The sequence below is a fragment of the Pseudomonas sp. GW821-FHT01C01 genome (assembly GCF_059422645.1).
Genome location: NZ_JBWKXF010000024.1, coordinates 52,455 through 70,169 on the forward strand (window position 1 = coordinate 52,455; position 17,715 = coordinate 70,169).

Here is a 17,715-nt window from a genome sequence, read left to right on the forward strand (position 1 = left end):
CCGGCAGGGCGCGGTTGGCGGTAAATAAATATCGCGGGCAAAAAAAAGGTTCTTCACGGAATCCAGGGAAGAACCATTTTTATGTGTGATGAGGGAATTCCTGAATCATTGCGAAATTGCGCTCCACTTGACCACCCGTTTGCATTCGACCTGACCAGTCACTTGCATTCGTTCTGACCAGCACGCGTTGTAACCATGATCGGCAGAGAACGGCCGGGAGCGGTCAGTCGACTGTCTTGATTGAGATGGTTAAGCTGGCGTGTTTTCACGTGCAGGGTTGGGCGCATGACAGAGGTATACCGAGGAAGCTGCCTATGCGCAGCAGTCAGTTACGAGCTACTCACTCCACCAAAAGCAGTGAGTCATTGTCATTGCAGCCAGTGTCGCAAAGGTCACGGGGCAGCCTTCGCTTCGTACGGCAGCGTTCCCCGCAACGCGCTACGGATACTTGGCGGCGCCACCAGCATCAAAACCTATCCTTCCTCAGATACGGTGTTACGCGAGTTCTGCGCGCACTGTGGTTCGACGTTGTTCTGGTCACGATCTCAAGGCGAATTTGCTGACTGGGTTTCGATAGCATTGGGAACGCTTGACACACCCTTCCTGCCTCAAAAGCAAAAACACGTTCATGTCGACTCCGCAGTCCACTGGTACACGCCATCCAAATTATGTCCCCAGGTCGACTGACTGCATCGGGTCGTTCTCTGCCGGTCATGTCCACGAATCGTGCTAGTCAAATCTGATGCAAATGACTGGTCAGGTCGAATGCAAATGGGTGGGCAAGTCCGTGCAATTACCCAATCATGGCTTGCTTCAAAAAATCAGCCCCAATTGTTTACGACAATTGGGGCTGTGCTTTCTCTGCGCGAGTAATTTTGATCCAGCCTTATGCTTTGACAAGACTCCCCGGTATTTCTGGGTCATCCAGATGATCCAGTGCTCGCTCCACCAGTAACTGAACTCCATCAGCCAGGCGGCTGATCGCCAAGGCAATAGAGCGGCGCGAGCCATCAACATCGTCTGCGAGATCGGCGGCTATGGCGCTGATGGATAGTAGGTCTTCTGAGGCGTTAGCGAGTAATGCTTCGGTGTTGACGTTTGGGTACACGCTGAATAGCTGGCCTTTGCGTTTTGGTGGTGTTTGTTTTGGTGGGGCGAGATGGTGATCGAGGGCGCGTTCCGCGGCTTCATGAAGCCTTTTAGTATCGAGGCCCTCGTAGGGAGATGTGTCAGGGTTATCTGGCGGATTGGGTGTTGGCTTGATCATTGGTGTATCCCGATATGTGTGTTTAGGGACTGACACCTTTTCGCTTGCATTCGAATGGTGGTGGCAGCCGTGCGCAGGTGTGCAAGACCGGGCATATCGGACCCCGGCAGGTCCCAAAGGGACCTCCCACGCACAGCCGCCATATTGCGATCCAAAAAACATTTTAATGCTTAAAGGTCTGCGAGGCGTTTGCGCGGCGATATGTACCGGACTTGCACGTCCGTGTCACCGTTTTTTGCGGTGACGAGCAGAGGTTAACCGGGGATAGGGAAGGTGAATAGTTCATGGAGGGCTCGACTTTTCGAAGGAAAATTCCGAGAAGGTTGCGGGGAATAGGTACGAAATCGCACTTCACTTAAACGTCTCTTTTCACGTGCCTGCTCAGCCATTTGGGTTGCAACTGACCGTTAAGCTACATTGAGTTTGACCATGATGTTTCGTAGTCATGATCGACGAGGAAATGACGTAGTGTTGCCAAAGGCAGCAAATGACCTAAGCAGGATTCACGATGCCAAACTTAGATCTACTCCCATCCCTGCTGCAAAAGATCAACGAAAACCAAACTGCTCTCGAAGCCGCCATCATGGAGCTTTCGAACTGGGTTGAGCAGCGTGGATCAGATGACGTCGCCAATAACGTGCGTAGCGCCCTCTCTACCATCAGCAAGAACGAAGAGTTCATCAATATGACGCTCGCTGTAATGATGGAGGGCGATTGACTGTAATCGGCTATTGATTCATTCAAGGCACCACGCAAAAGCGATGAAACTCATTGGCGATATCAATGCAATAACTCAAATTCAGGTCAAGAAATTGTAGTTTTTGAAAGCGACTGGAAGACGTGTTTCGTCAATGACTTGGTAGTCATCAGCGTCAAAAACGGCGACATCTTCTTCCAATGAAACTCGATAGTGGCGTTCCTGTTCGAAGCCGTTACACTGCCCCGGCCGTTCATTTTTCTTCTGAGGCTGTGCGCATGAAATTTCGTTTTCTGCTGTGGATGCTGGGTTTGTTGATGGGTAAGGCCAGCCGGACCAATCCGGCGTTTCAGCAGCAGTTGGGTGACAAGGATCTGGTGTTTCAGCTGCAGACCCTGGACGGGAAGGTGGCGCGGCATTTTCGGGTGAAGGACCAGCGCATTACCAGCCAATCGGGTGTGCACGCCGAGCCTGCGTTTGCGATTGCCTTTAAAGACGCCGCGTATGGCTTCGCCACGATGCAGGCGAAGAACAAGCAACTGGCGTTCATGACGGGGATTCAGGACAAGTCGATTCAGATCAAGGGCAACCCGGCGCTGGTGATCTGGTTCCAGGGGTTGACCAAGTATTTGAAGCCGAAGAAGGCGTAGGAGCGAGCTTGCTCGCGAGAAACTCAAGTGCTCCGCGTTTATCCAGGATGCACGCGTCATCGTTGACGACCTTCGCGGGCAAGCCCGCTCCTACAGGATTCAGGTGATCCATGTGGGAGCGTGGCTTGCCCCGGGCGGCGCTCCGACGATGCTTTTCAGCCCTGAGTGAATTGCGAGGCGAGTTCGCGCAGCAGCACTTCGGCTTCGAGGACCTTGCTGACCACGTCGTTGGCTTTTTCGCGGCTCAGGCCAAGGCGTTCGAGCAGGGTGTCGGGGATGCCTTCGTCCGGGCCCGAGCCGATGCCACGGCTGCGCAGCAGGCGCACCGACAGGCACACCAGGTTCGGGTATTCGGCGTAGGCGCCGTCGTAGGCCGGGTCGTGCTGGAAGCGCAGGGCGGTGGCCAGTTCTTCGGGCATGTCCCAGTAGCGCATCAGCCACGAGCCGATTTGTTCACGGCTGATGCCCAGCAGGTGTTGTTCCACAAAGGTGTGGCACAGGTGCGGGTTGACCTCCAGGTGACGGCAGATCAGCGAGAAGTGCGGCGGGAACACGTGGGCCAGCAGCAGGTAGCCGAAGTTGTGCAGCAGGCCCGCGAGGTAGGTCAGGCCGGCTTCCGGGCGTTGGGCGCGCGGCATGGCGCGGGTCAGGCCTTCGATGACGGCGGCGGTGTAGATCGATTGCTGCCAGTACGGCGTGGAGTGTTGCGGGTGGTCCTTGGGCAGGCTCAGGGTTTTGCCCAGGGCCAGGCCCAGCGCCAGGTTGATCACCAGGTCGAAGCCCAGCACGCGCACGATGGCGTCTTCCACCGAGCGAATCTTGCCCGGCGAGGCGTAGTACGGCGACGCCGCCCAGCTCACGACTTGTGCCGCCAGCGCCGGGTCGGTTTCGACCACGCCGGTGATGTCGTCGATGGTGGCGTTGGGGTCGACGCGCAGCTTGATGATTTTTTGCGCCGTTTCGGCCAGCGGCGGAATTTCGATGGTCGCTTCCAGGCGCTGCTGGATGCGCCGTGCGGTGAACGCCTGGACGGCCTGGGTGATTTCCTCGCGGTCGTCATCGGGGCGGTCGAGGTTGGGACGGATGCTGGTCAGGTTTTCGCCGAAGTTGGCGGCGCTGGCCTTGGCCAGCATGGTCTTGAAGTCTTCGCTGGAGACTTCCAGCAGCACGCCCGGCTCACCGGAGTTGATCAGCAACTTCGGCTGACGCAGCAGGCTTTCGTCGTACAGGCAGGGTGAACTGGTCAGCGCCGGCAGGCCCGGCAGCAAGCTGAGGTTGTGCTTGCCGAGCATTTTTGTCAGGCGCTCGATCGGTACGGCGGTGAGGCGGCGACCGGTGAGTTCAGTGAGGCGATTGAGGTCCAGCAATTGGCTCTGTGGGAACAACACCATCAGCGCGCCAACGCTGTCATCCAGTAAAACGGCCTGGACCTTGCGCGCGGCATTGAGGCCGTGATGGTCCAGCACTTCTTCGTAGGCAATGCCTAACTTGCCCAGCATCAGCCGAATAACCGACGGAGCGTGCGGGGTGTCGGGTGCGAAGGCAACTTCGGTCATGGTTTGTATCCGTGCTAAAACAATTGCAGGAGTATAACCAGCTTGCTCAGGGCCACGCCTCAGAAACTGCGACAGTTGTCACACTTGGCCGTATTGTTGGCCATGACGCAGCCAACGGTCGAGTAGCGGGCTGACGTGGGTCGGCCAGCGCTCGAGCAATGCCTGGGCGGCATCACGTACGGCGGGCAGTAAATCGGCATCGCGCATCAGGTCAGCGACTTTGAATTGAAGCAGGCCGGTTTGCCGTGTGCCGAGCATTTCGCCGGGGCCGCGCAGTTCGAGGTCTTTTTCGGCGATGACAAAACCGTCGTTGGTTTCACGCATGATGCCCAGGCGCTGACGACCGATCTGCGACAGCGGCGGATGGTAGAGCAGCACGCAATGGCTGACGGCGCTGCCTCGCCCGACGCGGCCGCGCAACTGGTGCAATTGCGCCAGGCCCAGGCGTTCAGGGTTCTCGATGATCATCAGGCTGGCGTTAGGGACGTCGACGCCGACTTCGATCACTGTGGTCGCGACCAGCAGTTGCAGGTTGCCGGCCTTGAACTCGGCCATCACCGCGGCTTTTTCCGCAGGCTTCATGCGGCCGTGGATCAGCCCGACTTTCAATTCACCGAGGGCGGCGGTGAGGTCTTCAAAGGTGGTTTCGGCGGCCTGGCAGGTCAGTTCTTCGGACTCTTCGATCAGCGTGCACACCCAATAGGCCTGACGCCCTTCGGCGCAAGCGCTGCGCACCCGCTCGATGACTTCGACCCGCCGGGTGTCGGTGATCAGCACGGTGTTGACCGGGGTGCGGCCGGGGGGCAGTTCGTCGAGGATCGAGGTGTCGAGATCGGCGTAGGCGCTCATGGCCAGCGTGCGCGGAATCGGTGTGGCGGTCATGATCAGCTGATGTGGGCACATGCGCCCGCCGACACCTTTCTGCCGCAAGGCCAAACGCTGCTGCACGCCGAAACGGTGCTGTTCATCGATGATCGCCAACGCCAGGTTCTTGAATTGCACTTCGTCCTGGAATAGCGCGTGGGTGCCGACCACCATCGGTATGCCGCTGGCGATTTGCTCCAGTGCGGCGGTGCGGTTCTTGCCCTTGAGCTTGCCGGCGAGCCACGCGACTTCGATGCCCAGCGGTTCGAGCCAGCGCTTGAAGGTGATGAAGTGCTGCTCGGCAAGAATCTCGGTGGGCGCCATCAGCGCGACTTGATAACCGGCCTCCAACGCTTGCAGCGCGGCAAGGGCGGCGACCACGGTTTTACCGGCGCCGACGTCGCCCTGGATCAGCCGCAGCATCGGTTCGTGCTGGCTGAGATCGTAGGCGATTTCGTTGCCGACTCGTTGCTGGGCACCGGTTGGGTTGAAGCCGAGATTGGCCAGGTATTTGGCCGGCAGTTGGGTGGCTTTGGGCATCGCCGGCGCGCGCAGGGAGCGCATGCTTTCGCGCAGGCGCTGTTGCGACAGTTGATGGGTCAGCAGTTCTTCGAAGGCCAGTCGGTGCTGCGCCCAGTGGTGACCGAGGGCCAGTTCGTCGACGTCGGCATCGGCGGGCGGGTTGTGCAGGTAGCGGATGGCATCGGCCAGCGGCGCCAATTGGTAGTCGCGGGCCAGTTCGTTCGGCAGCCAGTCGGGCAGGCTGCTGGGGCCGAGCAGGGTGAGGGTTTGCATGCACAACTGGCGCAAGCGCTGTTGGGTCAGACCTTCGGTCAGCGGGTAGACCGGGGTCAGGGTTTCATCCACGGGCGGCGGCTCGTCACCGGTGATGGCGCGATATTCCGGGTGGTAGATCTCCAGCCCCGAAGCACCGGGCCGTGCCTCGCCGTAGCAGCGAATCCGCGTACCGCGTTTGAGGCCTTCTTTCTGCGCATTGCTGAAATGGTAGAAGCGCAGGCTTAAGCCCCCGGTGCCATCCTGCAACCGCACCACGAGGCTGCGCCGACGGCCCATGACCACATCGGCGCCGCTGACGGTGCCTTCGATGACCGCGTCCTGTCCGGGTCGCAGTGCGCCAATCGGGACCACACGGGTGCGGTCCTGATAGCGCAGCGGCAGGTGAAACAGTACGTCCTGGAGGTTTTCCAGGCCGACCTTGGCCAGTTTCTCGGCCATGGCTTCACCGACACCCTTGAGTGCCGTTACCGACACTTGCGACAACTCGGTCATGGCAACGACTTAACCGACAGCCACCGGTGCTGCGGGCTTGGCCACCGAGCACAGGCGAATGGAGTCAGCGAGGATTTCAATCGCCTTCGGACGCGGGAAGCTGGCGCGCCAGGCAATGGCCACGGTGCGGAAGGGCACGGGTGCCGAGAGTGGACGCACTTCAATGACGCCAGGGGCGTAGTGATGGCTGTCGACCGCCGACAACGGCAGGATCGAAATCCCGAGGCCCGAGGCGACCATGTGGCGAATGGTTTCCAGGGAGCTGGATTCCACCGTGGTGTGCTTGGCGCCGTCGTTGCCCTTGGTCAGGGTCGGGCAGGCTTCCAGTACCTGATCGCGGAAGCAGTGACCTTCGCCGAGCAGCAGCAGGCTCTTGTCGTTGAGCATGTTGGCGTCGATGGATTCTTTTTGCGTCCACGGGTGCTGAGCAGGCATCAGGACGTAGAACGGCTCGTCGTAGAGTTGCAGGGTCAGCACGTCGGCTTCGCTGAACGGCAGGGCGATGATGATCGCATCGAGCTCGCCGTTGCGCAGTTTGTCGCGCAGCACGTGGGTGAAGTTTTCTTCGATGTACAACGGCATCTGCGGGGCGACCCGGTGCAGTTGCGGAATCAGGTGCGGGAACAGGTACGGCCCGACGGTGTAGATCGCACCGACTTTGAGTGGGGCGGTCAGCTGGTTCTTGCCGGCCTGGGCCAGTTCGCGGATGCCCTGGGCCTGTTCCAGCACTTTTTGCGCCTGGGCCACGATGCCTTCGCCGACCGGGGTCAGGCGCACGGCGCTTTTGCTGCGCTCGAAAATCAGCACACCGAGTTCGTCTTCAAGCTTTTTCACGCCCACCGAAAGGGTCGGCTGGCTGACGTGGCAACGCTCGGCCGCGTGGCCGAAGTGCTGCTCTTGGGCGAGGGTAACGATGTAGCGTAATTCTGTGAGAGTCATAGCAAGCGTCCATGAATTTGCGTGCCAAGCATACCGGCTGCAATCGATAGACGCACGTTATCAGACTGAGTGTGTCGAGTGACACCGGGCGATACCGGTTTGCCGCTGGCAGATATGCAAAAGGCACCTTTCGGTGCCTTTTGCTTGGCGCACAACCCTGTGGGAGCGGGCTTGCTCGCGAAAGCGGTGCTTCAGGCGACTTCAATGTCGAATGATTTACCGTCTTCGCGAGCAAGCCCGCTCCCACATTTTTTACCGGCGGCGTTTTTCCAGCGAATACACAAACGGTGCAACGATTTCGATGGAGCCATTGGTCAGCATGTCGGCGGGTGGCTTGGGCAGCGGTTGGGCGCGGCGGATCATCTCCAGGGTGGCCCGGTCCAGATCGGCCGTGCCGGAGGCGCCTACCAGCTCAAACGACAACACATTGCCTTCAGCATCCACGACGAAACGCAGACGGTTCATCCCTTCCTTGCCCCGCGCCTGTGCACTCGCAGGGTACTTTTTGTACTTCTGCAGGTGCGCCAGCAGCGTGCCTTGCCAACTGGCCTTGGCCGCCTGTTGAGCCGGCGAAGGGCCGGGCGCAGGCTGGGCGGATTTCTCCGTTGGCGCCTGAGTCTGTTGCGTTTCGGCAGGCTTTTCTTCAGCCGGTTTTTCCTTCGGCGGTTCGGGTTTCTTCTCTACCGGCTTGGGCGGCTGCGGCTTCGGCTTGGGTTTGACCGGCTTGGGCACGGCAATTTCAGCTTTCGGCGCTTCAGCGAGCTTGGGTATCGGCAGTTCTTCAACCGGAGCCGGTGGCTGCGGCGGGGTGACGACCTTCGGCGGAGCAGGCGGTGGCGGGGCTGGAACCGGTGCCAGTTCGACCAGCATTGCCTGAGGGGGCAATTCGATGGGCGGACGGGCGGACCAGTTCAGCGCCAGCGCGATGGCTAGCGCGTGAACACCCAGCACCACAGCCAGGCTACCGCTGTAACGCGTCAGCTTATGGCGCGTCGTGATCATTTCTTGGCTGCCGTCTCGAGTCCGACCAGGCCCACCTTCAGGTAACCGGCAGAGCGCAGGTTGTCCATCACGCTCATCAGGTCGCCGTAATCCACGCCTTTGTCGGCCTGGAAGAAGATTGTCGTGTCTTTCTTGCCCTGGGTTTTGGCGTCGAGGGTGGCGCCGAGTGCTTCGGCCTTCACTTCGTCTTCGCCGAGGAACAGGCGCTGGTCAGCCTTGACGCTGAGGAACACCGGTTTCTCTGGCCGTGGCGCCGGTTTGGCGGTCGAGGCGGGCAGGTCGACCTTGATGTCCACGGTGGCCAGCGGGGCCGCCACCATGAAGATGATCAACAGCACCAACATCACGTCGATGAACGGCGTGACGTTGATTTCGTGGTTTTCGGACAGATCGTCGTCTGCCCCTTCCTTCAAATGCAGGCCCATGGCCGATTACCCCACTTTCACCATGTGCGGTTGCGAGCTGCGCTCAGGCTGGTGGTCGAGGTCGCGGCTGACCAGCAGCAGGACCTGCGCCGACGCGTCGGATACCTGAGCCTTGTAACCGGCGATGGAGCGGGCGAAGACGTTGTAGATCACGACTGCAGGAATCGCTGCAACCAGGCCCAGCGCGGTGGCCAGCAGGGCTTCGGCGATGCCGGGAGCCACGACGGCGAGGTTGGTGGTCTGGGTTTTGGCAATGCCGATGAAGCTGTTCATGATGCCCCACACGGTACCGAACAGGCCGACGAACGGCGCAGTGGAACCGATGGTCGCCAGCACGCCGGTGCCGCTGCTCATGTTGCGACCGCACGCCGCGACCAGGCGCTCAAGGCGGAAGCTGACGCGTTCCTTGATGCCTTCTTTTTCGCGGCTGTTGACCGAAAGGCGCATCTCTTCGAGAGCGTCGTGCACCAGCAGGTTGGCGAGGGTGCCTTCCTTCGCCGCCGTGGCGCTGGCTTCCTTGAGGGAGGCGGATTTTTTCAGTTGGGCGATTTCACCGCGCAGACGACGCTTGGCGCCCATCAGCTCAAGGCCCTTGGCGATCCAGATGGTCCAGGTGATGATCGAGGCGATGGCCAGGCCGATCATCACGATTTTCACGATGATGTCGGCGTTCTTGTACATGCCCCACGGCGACAGGTCATGGGCCATGCCCAGGGTGTTGTCGGCTTCGAGGACTTCAGGAGCGTCTGCATCCAGGTTTTCTGCCGGTGCTGCCTGGGCAGAATCGGTCGCGGCCGGAGCAACGGCCGGTGCGGCGTGATCGGCCGGTGCAGGTGCTGCGGCGGCCGGAGTAGCTGGCGGCTGGGCATCGGCGAAAGCGGCGACTGGCGCGAGCATCAGGCTGAGGAGCAGGGCAGCCACCGCGCTCCAGGCGCGAGGTCGTTTGGTTGGCGAAGCGGGGAATTGATTGCGTGTCATGCTGGCCGGACCTGAGAGAATAAACGTGTGATGTTCTTCCAGGCCTCGAAAGGCCGAGAACAAAAGTGGGGCGCATTATTGCAAGTAATTCTTGTTAACAAAAGTAATAGAGTCTCTTTTTTTCCTGCATTGCTAGCCGCCTGTCTATTGCCGGCGCTAGTCTGTGGCTTTCCGATGGGAGTTTTCTGATGTCTGCGCCTACTGTTTTGATCGCCGGCTGCGGTGATGTCGGCAGCCGCCTGGCCACGCAATTGCTGGCGGCGGGGTGGGAGGTTCATGGCCTGCGACGCGATGTTTCACGCCTGCCCAAGGGCGTCATCGGCGTTGCCGGTGACTTGTTCGACAAAGACTGCCCGGCCACTTGGCCAATCGGCGCCGTGGATTACCTGGTGTATTGCGCGGCGGCCACCGATCACGATGAAGCCGGTTACCGTGCTGCCTATGTCCAGGGCCTGGAGCATGTGCTGGAGTGGCTGAACGACTACGGGCAGATGCCCAATCGCCTGCTGTTCGTTTCCAGTAGCAGTGTCTACGGTCAGCAGGATGGTGAATGGGTCGACGAGACTTCACCGGCCGTGGCGGCGGGCTATTCCGGGCGTGTGATGCTGGAAGCCGAGCAACTTGCTCTCAACAGCGGCATTGCGGCCAGTATCGTGCGCTTGACCGGCATTTACGGCCCCGGCCGGGAATGGCTGCTGACGCAGGTGCGCCGGGGTTATCGCGTGGCGGTCGAGCCACCGTTGTATGCCAATCGGATTCATGCGGACGATGCTGCGGGGTTGATGGCGTGCCTGCTTGAGGCGGATCGGCGTGGCGTGGCGTTGGATGATGTCTACATCGGTGTCGATGACGCGCCGGCAGCGCTGGCTGATGTGGTGGACTGGTTGCGCGGCTATCTGGGTGTGACTGAATGGGCCGACGACGAAACCGTGCGTCGCACGGGCAGCAAGCGCTGCAGTAATGCGCGGGCCAAGGCGTTGGGCTGGACGCCGACGTATCCAAGTTTCCGCGAGGGCTATGCGGCGATTCTTGAAGGGCGTTGCTGACTTTCGGTCACAGTAAAGCAAATGTGGGAGCGGGCTTGCTCGCGAAGGGGTCGTAACAATCAACATCTCTGTTGGCTGTTACACCGCTTTCGCGAGCAAGCCCGCTCCCACAGGGGATGTGCGCAGGTTATTGCTTCTCGAGCAACCACTTGCGCTCGCCCGGAGTGAACGAAGGCATTTCGTCCGCCTGCGCCGTGTTCACGGTCTGGAAAATCTCCAGCTCCTTGCCTTTGCGCGCAAAGATCCAGGCGTTGCCCTGGCCATTGAGTTGCAGCCACATGTTGTCATTGCCGCCGCTCATGGAGGCGCAATCGCCAGCCAGGCACAACGCATAGCGGTCGCTGCCGGGCAGGCCGGTCACCTGGCCGTCGGCCTGGAATTGAACCGTGTTGCCTTCGCCGGTACCGCTGACGATTGTCCAGCTGCCGCCCATGTAGGCTGAATACAGTGCACGCTCGAAACTGGCGCCGATCGGAGCGCCGTCCGGCACCGGAATCTGGGCGCGGTCGAAAACCTGCTCGGGCTCGTTGTCGCTGGCGGACTGGCTGAGTTGCTTGCCGTCACGCTTCAGCTCGCTGGCCGAGCTGCCATAAAAGTCGATTTTCCAGGCGCCGGACTCTTCGCCCAGCAGTTTGCCGTCGACATTTTCAAAACCATTGGTGTAGCGGGCCTGACCGGCCTTGGTGTTGATGTCCCATTCCAGGTTCGGGCCATAGGCCTGGAGCGCTTCACGCAGGGGGACGCCTTTGGCGGCAGCATCGATCGCCACCTGGTTGATCCAGGTGCCGCTGATATCTCGGTCGGCAGGGTTGCTGGCACATCCGCCCAGGAACAGGGCGAGCAGCGAGAGAACAAGCGCGTTGCGCATGGTGGAATCCTTTCAAGCTTTCTTTACAGCAGAGCAGTCGGCGCAGCCCTAGGCTGCGCCGCATGCATTACTCGATGACCAGGATGGCATCCATTTCAACCTGCGAACCCTTTGGCAGGGCCGCTACGCCGATGGCGGCGCGGGCAGGGTAAGGCTGGTCGAAGTACTTGCCCATGATCTCGTTGACCTTGGCGAAGTGGCTCAGGTCGGTGAGGAAGATGTTCAGCTTGACGATGTCCTTGAACGAACCACCGGCCGCTTCGGCCACGGCTTTGAGGTTCTCGAACACCTGGACGGTCTGGGCTTCGAAGCCTTCAACCAGTTCCATGGTTTTTGGGTCCAGAGGAATCTGACCCGACATGTAAACGGTGTTGCCAGCCTTGATCGCCTGGGAGTAAGTACCGATGGCGGCCGGGGCTTTGTCGCTGGTGATAACAGTCTTGGTCATTGATGACTCCTTGTAATGAGTTGGCTACGTTGGCGAGCTATGCACGCATGCGGGTGATGCGAATCACCCCGGTCAAGGCACGCAGTTTCTTGATCACGCGGGCCAGGTGCACGCGGTCGTGTACGCTGACCACCAACTGGACCACGCTGATGCGACCATCGCGTTCGTCCATGCTGATTTTCTCGATATTGCCGTCGGCGGCGTTGACGCTGCTGGCCAGCAGGGCGATCAGGCCGCGCTGGTGCTCCAGCTCGACGCGCAGCTCGACGTTGAATTCGCCGGTGACATCCTTGGCCCACGAGAGCTGGATGCATTTTTCCGGGTTGTGGCGGATTTCGCTGATGTTGCGGCAGTTGTCCAGGTGCACGACCATGCCTTTGCCGGCGGACAGGTGGCCGACAATCGGGTCGCCAGGGATCGGCGTGCAGCACTTGGCGTAGCTGAGCACCAGCCCTTCGGTGCCGCGAATCGCCAGCGGGCCTTCCGGGCTCGGCAACTGTTCGCCTTCACCCAGCAGTCGGCGAGCCACCACATAGGCCATGCGATTGCCCAGGCCGATGTCTTCGAGCAGATCTTCGACCAGTTCGAGGCGATACTCGACGAGCATGGCCTTGACGCGCTCGGCCGGAATTTTTTCCAGTGAACTGTCGAAGCCATTGAGGACCTTGTTCAGCAGGCGTTCGCCGAGGCTGATGGACTCGGAGCGGCGTTGCAGTTTCAGCGCGTGGCGGATGTGCGTGCGTGCCTTGCCGGTGACCACGAAGTTGAGCCACGCCGGGTTCGGCCGCGCGCCGGGCGCACTGACGATCTCGACCGTGGAGCCGCTTTGCAGCGGTTCGGACAGCGGTGCGAGACGGCGGTTGATCCGGCAGGCGATGCAGCTGTTGCCCACGTCGGTGTGCACCGCGTAGGCGAAGTCGACCGCCGTGGAGCCTTTGGGCAGCTCCATGATCCGGCCTTTGGGCGTGAACACGTAGACCTCGTCCGGGAACAGGTCGATCTTCACGCTTTCAATGAATTCCAGCGAGTTGCCGGCACGTTGCTGCATTTCCAGCACGCCTTTGACCCACTGGCGGGCGCGGGCATGAGTGCCTTTTGGCTGCTCGTCGCCGCTGGATTTGTACAGCCAATGGGCGGCGATGCCGTTGTTGGCCATCTCTTCCATTTCACGGGTGCGGATCTGGATCTCGATCGGAACACCGTGCATGCCGAACAGCGTAGTGTGCAGCGACTGATAGCCGTTGGCCTTGGGGATCGCGATGTAATCCTTGAAGCGACCCGGCAACGGTTTATATAAGTTATGTACAGCACCCAGCACGCGGTAGCAGGTATCGACCTTGTCGACGATGATCCGGAACGCGTAGACGTCCATGATCTCGTTGAAGGCCCGACGCTTGCCGCGCATTTTCTTGTAGATGCCGTAGAGGTGTTTCTGGCGACCGCTGACCTCGCCCTGGATGCCGTCGATGGCCAGGCAGTGGCTTAAGGATTCTTCGATCTTGTTGACGATTTCCTTGCGGTTGCCCCGGGCGCGCTTGACGGCCTGGTAGATCCGCGCGGAACGCATCGGGTGCATGGCCTTGAAGCCGAGGTCTTCGAACTCTATGCGGATGGCGTGCATGCCCAGCCGGTTGGCGATGGGCGCATAGATTTCCAGGGTTTCCTTGGCGATGCGCCGGCGCTTTTCGCCGGACAGCACTTCCAGGGTGCGCATGTTGTGCAGGCGGTCGGCCAGCTTGACCAGGATCACGCGAATGTCGCGGGCCATGGCCATGGCCATTTTCTGGAAGTTTTCAGCCTGGGCTTCGGCCTTGGTCTCGAAGTTCATCTGGGTCAGTTTGCTGACCCCGTCGACCAGTTCGGCCACGGTTTCGCCGAACTGCGCTTGCAGCGCTTCCTTGGCAATGCCGGTGTCTTCGATCACGTCATGCAGCATCGCGGCCATCAGGCTCTGATGGTCCATGTGCATGTCGGCAAGAATATTCGCAACCGCTAGTGGGTGCGTGACGTACGCCTCGCCGCTACGGCGGCGTTGGCCGTCGTGGGCTTGTTCGGCGTAGAAATACGCTCGGCGGACCAGGTTGACCTGGTCCTTGCCGAGGTAGGTCGATAAGCGATCGGCGAGGGCGTCTATGCTCGGCATGATGTCTCCTGCCGTAGGCTGTGATCCCGCGCCGTGCTACGTCGACCAGGCATAGGCTTAGACGGCCTCGTTGGACTCGTCCTCGAATGCAGCAAAAAGCGGTTCATCTTCAACGATTTCGGCTTCGGCGATAGCTGCGTAGTCGATCAGGCCTTCAGCGATTTCGCGCAGGGCGACGACGGTAGGCTTGTCGTTTTCCCATGCTACTTTCGGCTCTTTGCCGCCGGTGGCCAGTTGACGGGCACGCTTGGTAGAGAGCATGACCAGCTCAAAGCGGTTATCCACGTGTTCTAGGCAGTCTTCAACGGTTACGCGGGCCATGGTCTTCCTCGTAGCAAATGCAATATGCGCGCTGCCCGGATGGGCGAGCGGACTCAACAGTTTAAAAAATCACCAGCGATTAGGGAAGCGCTGATTTTTTGACCAAACCCTTCAACGCGCTACAAGTGCCAATGTAAAGCCCTTGCAGCGGTTTTGGGAAGAGCTGATTAACCGAGTAATTCAGCCAGCAATTTGCCGTGACGCTGTTGCTGACGCTTCTGAATCAGTTGATTGGCGCGGAAAATCGCCTTCAGATCGTGCAGTGCGTGGGCGAAATCGTCGTTGATGATCAGGTAATCGTAGTCGACGTAATGGCTCATTTCGCTGACAGCTTCGCGCATCCGGCCTTCGATGATCTCGTCGCTGTCCTGGCCACGGTTGGTCAGGCGCTGGTGCAGGGCCTGCAATGACGGCGGCAGAATGAAGACCGAGCGGGCCTGGGGCATCAGCTTGCGCACTTGCTCGGCACCTTGCCAGTCGATTTCCAGAATCAGGTCGTGGCCTTCGTCCAGGGTCTGCTGCAGGTGGCTTTGCGAAGTGCCGTAGAGATTGCCGAACACTTCGGCGCGCTCGAGGAAATCGCCGTGTTCGATCATCTTCACGAACTCGCTGCGGTCGACGAAGTGATAGTTCACGCCATTCACTTCACCGGGGCGCATGGCGCGGGTGGTGTGGGAGACCGAGACGCGGATCTCCGGATCGGCGTCGGTCAGGGCCTTGACCAGGCTGCTCTTGCCCGCGCCTGAAGGAGCGGAAATGATGTAAAGGGTGCCAGTGCTGTGGGTCATGTCGGGGTAGCCTTACTCAATATTCTGCACTTGTTCGCGCATCTGCTCGATCAACACCTTGAGGTTGACCGCAGCCTGGGTGCTGCGCGGGTCGAAGGCTTTGGAGCCCAGTGTGTTGGCTTCGCGGTTGAGTTCCTGCATCAGGAAGTCCAGGCGCCGACCGGCAGCGCCGCCGGACTTGAGTACCCGGCGAACTTCGATGATGTGAGTGCTCAGGCGATCCAGTTCTTCGGCGACGTCGCTTTTTTGCGCGAGCATGACCATTTCCTGCTCCAGGCGCTGCGGGTCCATCTCGGCCTTCATGTCGGCGAAGCGGTCGAGGACTTTCTGGCGCTGGGTGGCGAGCATTTGCGGAACGAGTTCGCGCAGGGTCACCACGTCTTCTTCGATGGCGGTCAGGCGCTCGTTGATCAGCCGTCCCAGCTCCGCGCCTTCGCGCTCGCGGCCGGCTTTCAGTTCTTTCAGGCCCTGGTTGAACAGCTCCAGCGCTTCGGCGTTCAAGGCTTGTGGGTCGATGGCATCGCCTACCAGTACGCCGGGCCAGGCCAGGACTTCCAGCGGGTTCAGCGCTGCCGGGTTTTTGATCAGGCTGGCGATGGTCTCGGCGGCAGCGACCAGTTGCGCGGCGCGCTCCTGATCGATTTGCAGCGCTTTGCCGGTGTTTTCTTCGGTGAAGCGCAGGGTGCATTCGAGCTTGCCCCGCGATACACCCTGGCGCAGGGCTTCACGAACAGCACCCTCGAGGTCGCGAAAAGACTCCGGCAGGCGCAGGTGGGGTTCCAGGTAGCGGCTGTTGACCGACCGCAGTTCCCAGCTCAGGGTGCCCTGGACGCCGGCTTTTTCGACGCGGGCGAAGGCGGTCATGCTGTGCACCATGGCGGTACCTCGCAAGGCAGATCGGCACAGAACCGAGGTTCCGGGAATCCGATATCAATGAATTAAAGCCGACTGGCAGCAAAGGCGCAGGATTGTAGCGCAGTGGCGCGGATGCGCCCAAACACACGGTGTGACAAAGAGCGGCAGGCCTTCGCCGACACGCGGTACAGAGCCCTCGGTCGTCGGCGGAATTTTTTAGAAGTGCCCAGTGGCGGCCGGCGGCTCTATAATGCTCCGCAGTTTTCCGTCCCCAGTACAGGTACTCCCTATGATACGTCCAAGTGGTCGCGCTGCCGATCAGCTCCGCTCGATCCGCATCACCCGCAACTACACCAAACACGCCGAGGGTTCTGTGCTGGTCGAGTTCGGCGATACCAAGGTCATCTGCACCGTCAGCGTTGAACCGGGCGTACCGCGTTTCCTGAAAGGCCAGGGCCAGGGTTGGTTGACTGCCGAGTACGGCATGCTGCCGCGTGCTACCGGCGAGCGTAACCAGCGTGAAGCCAGCCGTGGCAAGCAAGGCGGCCGCACCCTGGAAATCCAGCGTCTGATCGGTCGTTCCCTGCGCGCTGCACTGGACATGTCCAAGCTGGGCGACGTCACCCTGTACGTCGACTGCGACGTGATCCAGGCCGATGGCGGCACCCGCACGGCGTCTATCACCGGTTCCATGGTCGCGCTGATCGATGCCTTGAAGGTTATCAAGAAGCGTGGCGGCCTGAAGGGCGGCGACCCGGTCAAGCAGATGATCGCCGCTGTTTCCGTGGGCATGTACAAGGGTGAGCCTGTGCTCGACCTCGACTACCTGGAAGACTCGGCTGCCGAGACTGACCTGAACGTGGTGATGACCAGCGCTGGCGGTTTCATCGAAGTCCAGGGCACTGCCGAAGGCGCGCCGTTCCAGCCTGAAGAGCTGAACGCCATGCTGGAGCTGGCGAAGAAGGGCATGAACGAGATCTTCGAATTGCAAAAGGCCGCATTGGCCGACTGACCGGACAGCTCCAGAAAAGGAGGACACCATGAGTGACGAGCAACTACCGCTGCCCACGCCGAGCCAGGAGGTTCGTCAGTGGGCCATGTTTTGCCACTTGTCCGCCTTGCTGGGGATCTGGATTCCCTTCGGCACGATCATCGGGCCGCTGATTCTCTGGCAGATGAAGCGAGAGATGGACCCGTTTATCGACGCCCAGGGCAAGGAGGCGCTGAATTTTCAGATCACCGTCGCCATTGCCTCGGCCGTCTGCTTCCTGCTGATGGTGGTGATTATCGGGTTCTTCCTGTTTGGTCTGATCGCCATCGGTGCGCTGGTTTTGACGATCATCGCTGGCGTGAAGGCTAATGAAGGGCAGCCCTATCGATATCCGTTTACCTGGCGGTTGGTTAAATAACGATCAGCAAGGATCCCCTGTAGGAGCGAGCTTGCTCGCGAAGATGTGTCAGCCACATTGGTGTCAACTGACACACCATCGCGAGCAAGCTCGCTCCTACAGAAATGCAAATCGTCACCCACAAAAAAGCCGACATTGCTGTCGGCTTTTTTGTATCTGCGAAACGACG

General features: G+C 60.2%; 19 protein-coding genes. 6 read left to right on the forward strand and 13 right to left on the reverse strand.

The window, feature by feature from the left end:
- The first annotated feature begins 285 nt into the window (after window positions 1–285).
- Entirely contained in the window at window positions 286–687 is a 402-nt protein-coding gene (locus AC07XF_RS16280; protein ID WP_495027287.1) for a GFA family protein, read from the forward strand.
- A 199-nt stretch (window positions 688–886) separates the two neighbouring features.
- Here the strand turns inward: AC07XF_RS16280 and AC07XF_RS16285 are convergent, their stop codons facing one another.
- Window positions 887–1,267, reverse strand: a complete 381-nt coding sequence (locus AC07XF_RS16285) for a DUF6124 family protein (protein ID WP_495027288.1) — start codon at window positions 1,265–1,267, stop codon at window positions 887–889.
- A 508-nt stretch (window positions 1,268–1,775) separates the two neighbouring features.
- Here AC07XF_RS16285 and AC07XF_RS16290 point away from each other — a divergent pair.
- Together AC07XF_RS16290 and AC07XF_RS16295 are read left to right on the forward strand one after the other, a co-directional pair.
- Window positions 1,776–1,985 carry a hypothetical protein gene (locus AC07XF_RS16290; protein WP_495027289.1) on the forward strand — a complete coding sequence of 70 codons (210 nt, stop codon included), beginning with the start codon at window positions 1,776–1,778 and terminating at the stop codon, window positions 1,983–1,985.
- Between the two features lie 257 nt (window positions 1,986–2,242).
- On the forward strand, window positions 2,243–2,614 hold the full coding sequence (locus tag AC07XF_RS16295; RefSeq protein WP_008000275.1) for a hypothetical protein: 372 nt from the start codon (window positions 2,243–2,245) through the stop codon (window positions 2,612–2,614).
- Between the two features lie 155 nt (window positions 2,615–2,769).
- Here the strand turns inward: AC07XF_RS16295 and AC07XF_RS16300 are convergent, their stop codons facing one another.
- The 6 genes from AC07XF_RS16300 to exbB all read right to left on the reverse strand — a co-directional run bounded on the left by AC07XF_RS16300 (window position 2,770) and on the right by exbB (window position 9,668).
- Window positions 2,770–4,170: an aminoacyl-tRNA deacylase and HDOD domain-containing protein gene (locus tag AC07XF_RS16300; protein ID WP_495027290.1), complete on the reverse strand. Its 1,401-nt coding sequence runs from the start codon at window positions 4,168–4,170 to the stop codon at window positions 2,770–2,772.
- Between the two features lie 78 nt (window positions 4,171–4,248).
- Complete coding sequence (gene recG / locus AC07XF_RS16305; RefSeq protein WP_495027291.1) at window positions 4,249–6,324, reverse strand: ATP-dependent DNA helicase RecG; 2,076 nt, start codon at window positions 6,322–6,324, stop codon at window positions 4,249–4,251.
- Between the two features lie 9 nt (window positions 6,325–6,333).
- Window positions 6,334–7,263 (reverse strand): hydrogen peroxide-inducible genes activator, encoded by a 930-nt coding sequence (locus AC07XF_RS16310; RefSeq protein ID WP_007989594.1) that lies wholly within the window; start codon window positions 7,261–7,263, stop codon window positions 6,334–6,336.
- 252 nt (window positions 7,264–7,515) lie between these two features.
- Window positions 7,516–8,265: a TonB family protein gene (locus tag AC07XF_RS16315; protein WP_495027292.1), complete on the reverse strand. Its 750-nt coding sequence runs from the start codon at window positions 8,263–8,265 to the stop codon at window positions 7,516–7,518.
- Window positions 8,262–8,690 carry a TonB system transport protein ExbD gene (exbD, locus tag AC07XF_RS16320; RefSeq protein WP_007989589.1) on the reverse strand — a complete coding sequence of 143 codons (429 nt, stop codon included), beginning with the start codon at window positions 8,688–8,690 and terminating at the stop codon, window positions 8,262–8,264. Before exbD ends, AC07XF_RS16315 begins: the two co-directional genes overlap by 4 nt.
- A 6-nt stretch (window positions 8,691–8,696) precedes the next feature.
- Window positions 8,697–9,668, reverse strand: coding sequence for a tonB-system energizer ExbB (gene exbB / locus AC07XF_RS16325; RefSeq protein ID WP_495027293.1), 972 nt, complete (start codon window positions 9,666–9,668; stop codon window positions 8,697–8,699).
- Window positions 9,669–9,856: 188 nt separating this feature from the next.
- Here exbB and AC07XF_RS16330 point away from each other — a divergent pair, with 188 nt between their 5' ends.
- Window positions 9,857–10,714 (forward strand): SDR family oxidoreductase, encoded by an 858-nt coding sequence (locus AC07XF_RS16330; RefSeq protein WP_495027294.1) that lies wholly within the window; start codon window positions 9,857–9,859, stop codon window positions 10,712–10,714.
- Between the two features lie 127 nt (window positions 10,715–10,841).
- Here the strand turns inward: AC07XF_RS16330 and AC07XF_RS16335 are convergent, their stop codons facing one another.
- The 6 genes from AC07XF_RS16335 to AC07XF_RS16360 all read right to left on the reverse strand — a co-directional run bounded on the left by AC07XF_RS16335 (window position 10,842) and on the right by AC07XF_RS16360 (window position 16,158).
- The gene (locus AC07XF_RS16335) at window positions 10,842–11,582 is read right to left on the reverse strand and encodes a hypothetical protein (RefSeq protein ID WP_495027295.1); all 741 of its coding nucleotides are present in this window, start codon (window positions 11,580–11,582) and stop codon (window positions 10,842–10,844) included.
- A 67-nt stretch (window positions 11,583–11,649) separates the two neighbouring features.
- Window positions 11,650–12,030, reverse strand: coding sequence for a RidA family protein (locus AC07XF_RS16340; protein ID WP_003229509.1), 381 nt, complete (start codon window positions 12,028–12,030; stop codon window positions 11,650–11,652).
- Window positions 12,031–12,067: 37 nt separating this feature from the next.
- Window positions 12,068–14,173: a bifunctional GTP diphosphokinase/guanosine-3',5'-bis pyrophosphate 3'-pyrophosphohydrolase gene (spoT, locus tag AC07XF_RS16345; protein ID WP_007989580.1), complete on the reverse strand. Its 2,106-nt coding sequence runs from the start codon at window positions 14,171–14,173 to the stop codon at window positions 12,068–12,070.
- Window positions 14,174–14,230: 57 nt separating this feature from the next.
- The gene (rpoZ, locus tag AC07XF_RS16350; protein ID WP_007921129.1) at window positions 14,231–14,494 is read right to left on the reverse strand and encodes a DNA-directed RNA polymerase subunit omega; all 264 of its coding nucleotides are present in this window, start codon (window positions 14,492–14,494) and stop codon (window positions 14,231–14,233) included.
- 167 nt (window positions 14,495–14,661) lie between these two features.
- Window positions 14,662–15,282, reverse strand: a complete 621-nt coding sequence (gene gmk, locus AC07XF_RS16355; protein WP_495027296.1) for a guanylate kinase — start codon at window positions 15,280–15,282, stop codon at window positions 14,662–14,664.
- 12 nt (window positions 15,283–15,294) lie between these two features.
- Window positions 15,295–16,158, reverse strand: coding sequence for a YicC/YloC family endoribonuclease (locus tag AC07XF_RS16360; protein ID WP_495027297.1), 864 nt, complete (start codon window positions 16,156–16,158; stop codon window positions 15,295–15,297).
- Between the two features lie 268 nt (window positions 16,159–16,426).
- On the opposite strand from AC07XF_RS16360, the gene rph reads away from it, so the two are divergent.
- The gene (gene rph, locus AC07XF_RS16365) at window positions 16,427–17,149 is read left to right on the forward strand and encodes a ribonuclease PH (RefSeq protein ID WP_007989575.1); all 723 of its coding nucleotides are present in this window, start codon (window positions 16,427–16,429) and stop codon (window positions 17,147–17,149) included.
- A gap of 28 nt (window positions 17,150–17,177) precedes the next feature.
- Window positions 17,178–17,546: a DUF4870 domain-containing protein gene (locus AC07XF_RS16370; protein ID WP_495027298.1), complete on the forward strand. Its 369-nt coding sequence runs from the start codon at window positions 17,178–17,180 to the stop codon at window positions 17,544–17,546.
- The last annotated feature ends 169 nt before the right edge of the window (window positions 17,547–17,715 follow it).

Excerpts from the sequence above, each read along its gene's own strand:
- AC07XF_RS16330 (WP_495027294.1), top strand. The coding sequence starts at position 9,857 with ATGTCTGCGCCTACTGTTTTGATCGCCGGCTGCGGTGATGTCGGCAGC.
- AC07XF_RS16280 (WP_495027287.1), top strand. The coding sequence starts at position 286 with ATGACAGAGGTATACCGAGGAAGCTGCCTATGCGCAGCAGTCAGTTAC.
- AC07XF_RS16310 (WP_007989594.1), bottom strand. The coding sequence starts at position 7,263 with ATGACTCTCACAGAATTACGCTACATCGTTACCCTCGCCCAAGAGCAG.
- rpoZ (WP_007921129.1), bottom strand. The coding sequence starts at position 14,494 with ATGGCCCGCGTAACCGTTGAAGACTGCCTAGAACACGTGGATAACCGC.
- AC07XF_RS16295 (WP_008000275.1), top strand. The coding sequence starts at position 2,243 with ATGAAATTTCGTTTTCTGCTGTGGATGCTGGGTTTGTTGATGGGTAAG.
- AC07XF_RS16370 (WP_495027298.1), top strand. The coding sequence starts at position 17,178 with ATGAGTGACGAGCAACTACCGCTGCCCACGCCGAGCCAGGAGGTTCGT.
- recG (WP_495027291.1), bottom strand. The coding sequence starts at position 6,324 with ATGACCGAGTTGTCGCAAGTGTCGGTAACGGCACTCAAGGGTGTCGGT.
- gmk (WP_495027296.1), bottom strand. The coding sequence starts at position 15,282 with ATGACCCACAGCACTGGCACCCTTTACATCATTTCCGCTCCTTCAGGC.
- AC07XF_RS16315 (WP_495027292.1), bottom strand. The coding sequence starts at position 8,265 with ATGATCACGACGCGCCATAAGCTGACGCGTTACAGCGGTAGCCTGGCT.
- AC07XF_RS16335 (WP_495027295.1), bottom strand. The coding sequence starts at position 11,582 with ATGCGCAACGCGCTTGTTCTCTCGCTGCTCGCCCTGTTCCTGGGCGGA.
- AC07XF_RS16360 (WP_495027297.1), bottom strand. The coding sequence starts at position 16,158 with ATGGTGCACAGCATGACCGCCTTCGCCCGCGTCGAAAAAGCCGGCGTC.
- AC07XF_RS16285 (WP_495027288.1), bottom strand. The coding sequence starts at position 1,267 with ATGATCAAGCCAACACCCAATCCGCCAGATAACCCTGACACATCTCCC.
- rph (WP_007989575.1), top strand. The coding sequence starts at position 16,427 with ATGATACGTCCAAGTGGTCGCGCTGCCGATCAGCTCCGCTCGATCCGC.
- AC07XF_RS16340 (WP_003229509.1), bottom strand. The coding sequence starts at position 12,030 with ATGACCAAGACTGTTATCACCAGCGACAAAGCCCCGGCCGCCATCGGT.
- exbD (WP_007989589.1), bottom strand. The coding sequence starts at position 8,690 with ATGGGCCTGCATTTGAAGGAAGGGGCAGACGACGATCTGTCCGAAAAC.
- exbB (WP_495027293.1), bottom strand. The coding sequence starts at position 9,668 with ATGACACGCAATCAATTCCCCGCTTCGCCAACCAAACGACCTCGCGCC.
- spoT (WP_007989580.1), bottom strand. The coding sequence starts at position 14,173 with ATGCCGAGCATAGACGCCCTCGCCGATCGCTTATCGACCTACCTCGGC.
- AC07XF_RS16300 (WP_495027290.1), bottom strand. The coding sequence starts at position 4,170 with ATGACCGAAGTTGCCTTCGCACCCGACACCCCGCACGCTCCGTCGGTT.
- AC07XF_RS16290 (WP_495027289.1), top strand. The coding sequence starts at position 1,776 with ATGCCAAACTTAGATCTACTCCCATCCCTGCTGCAAAAGATCAACGAA.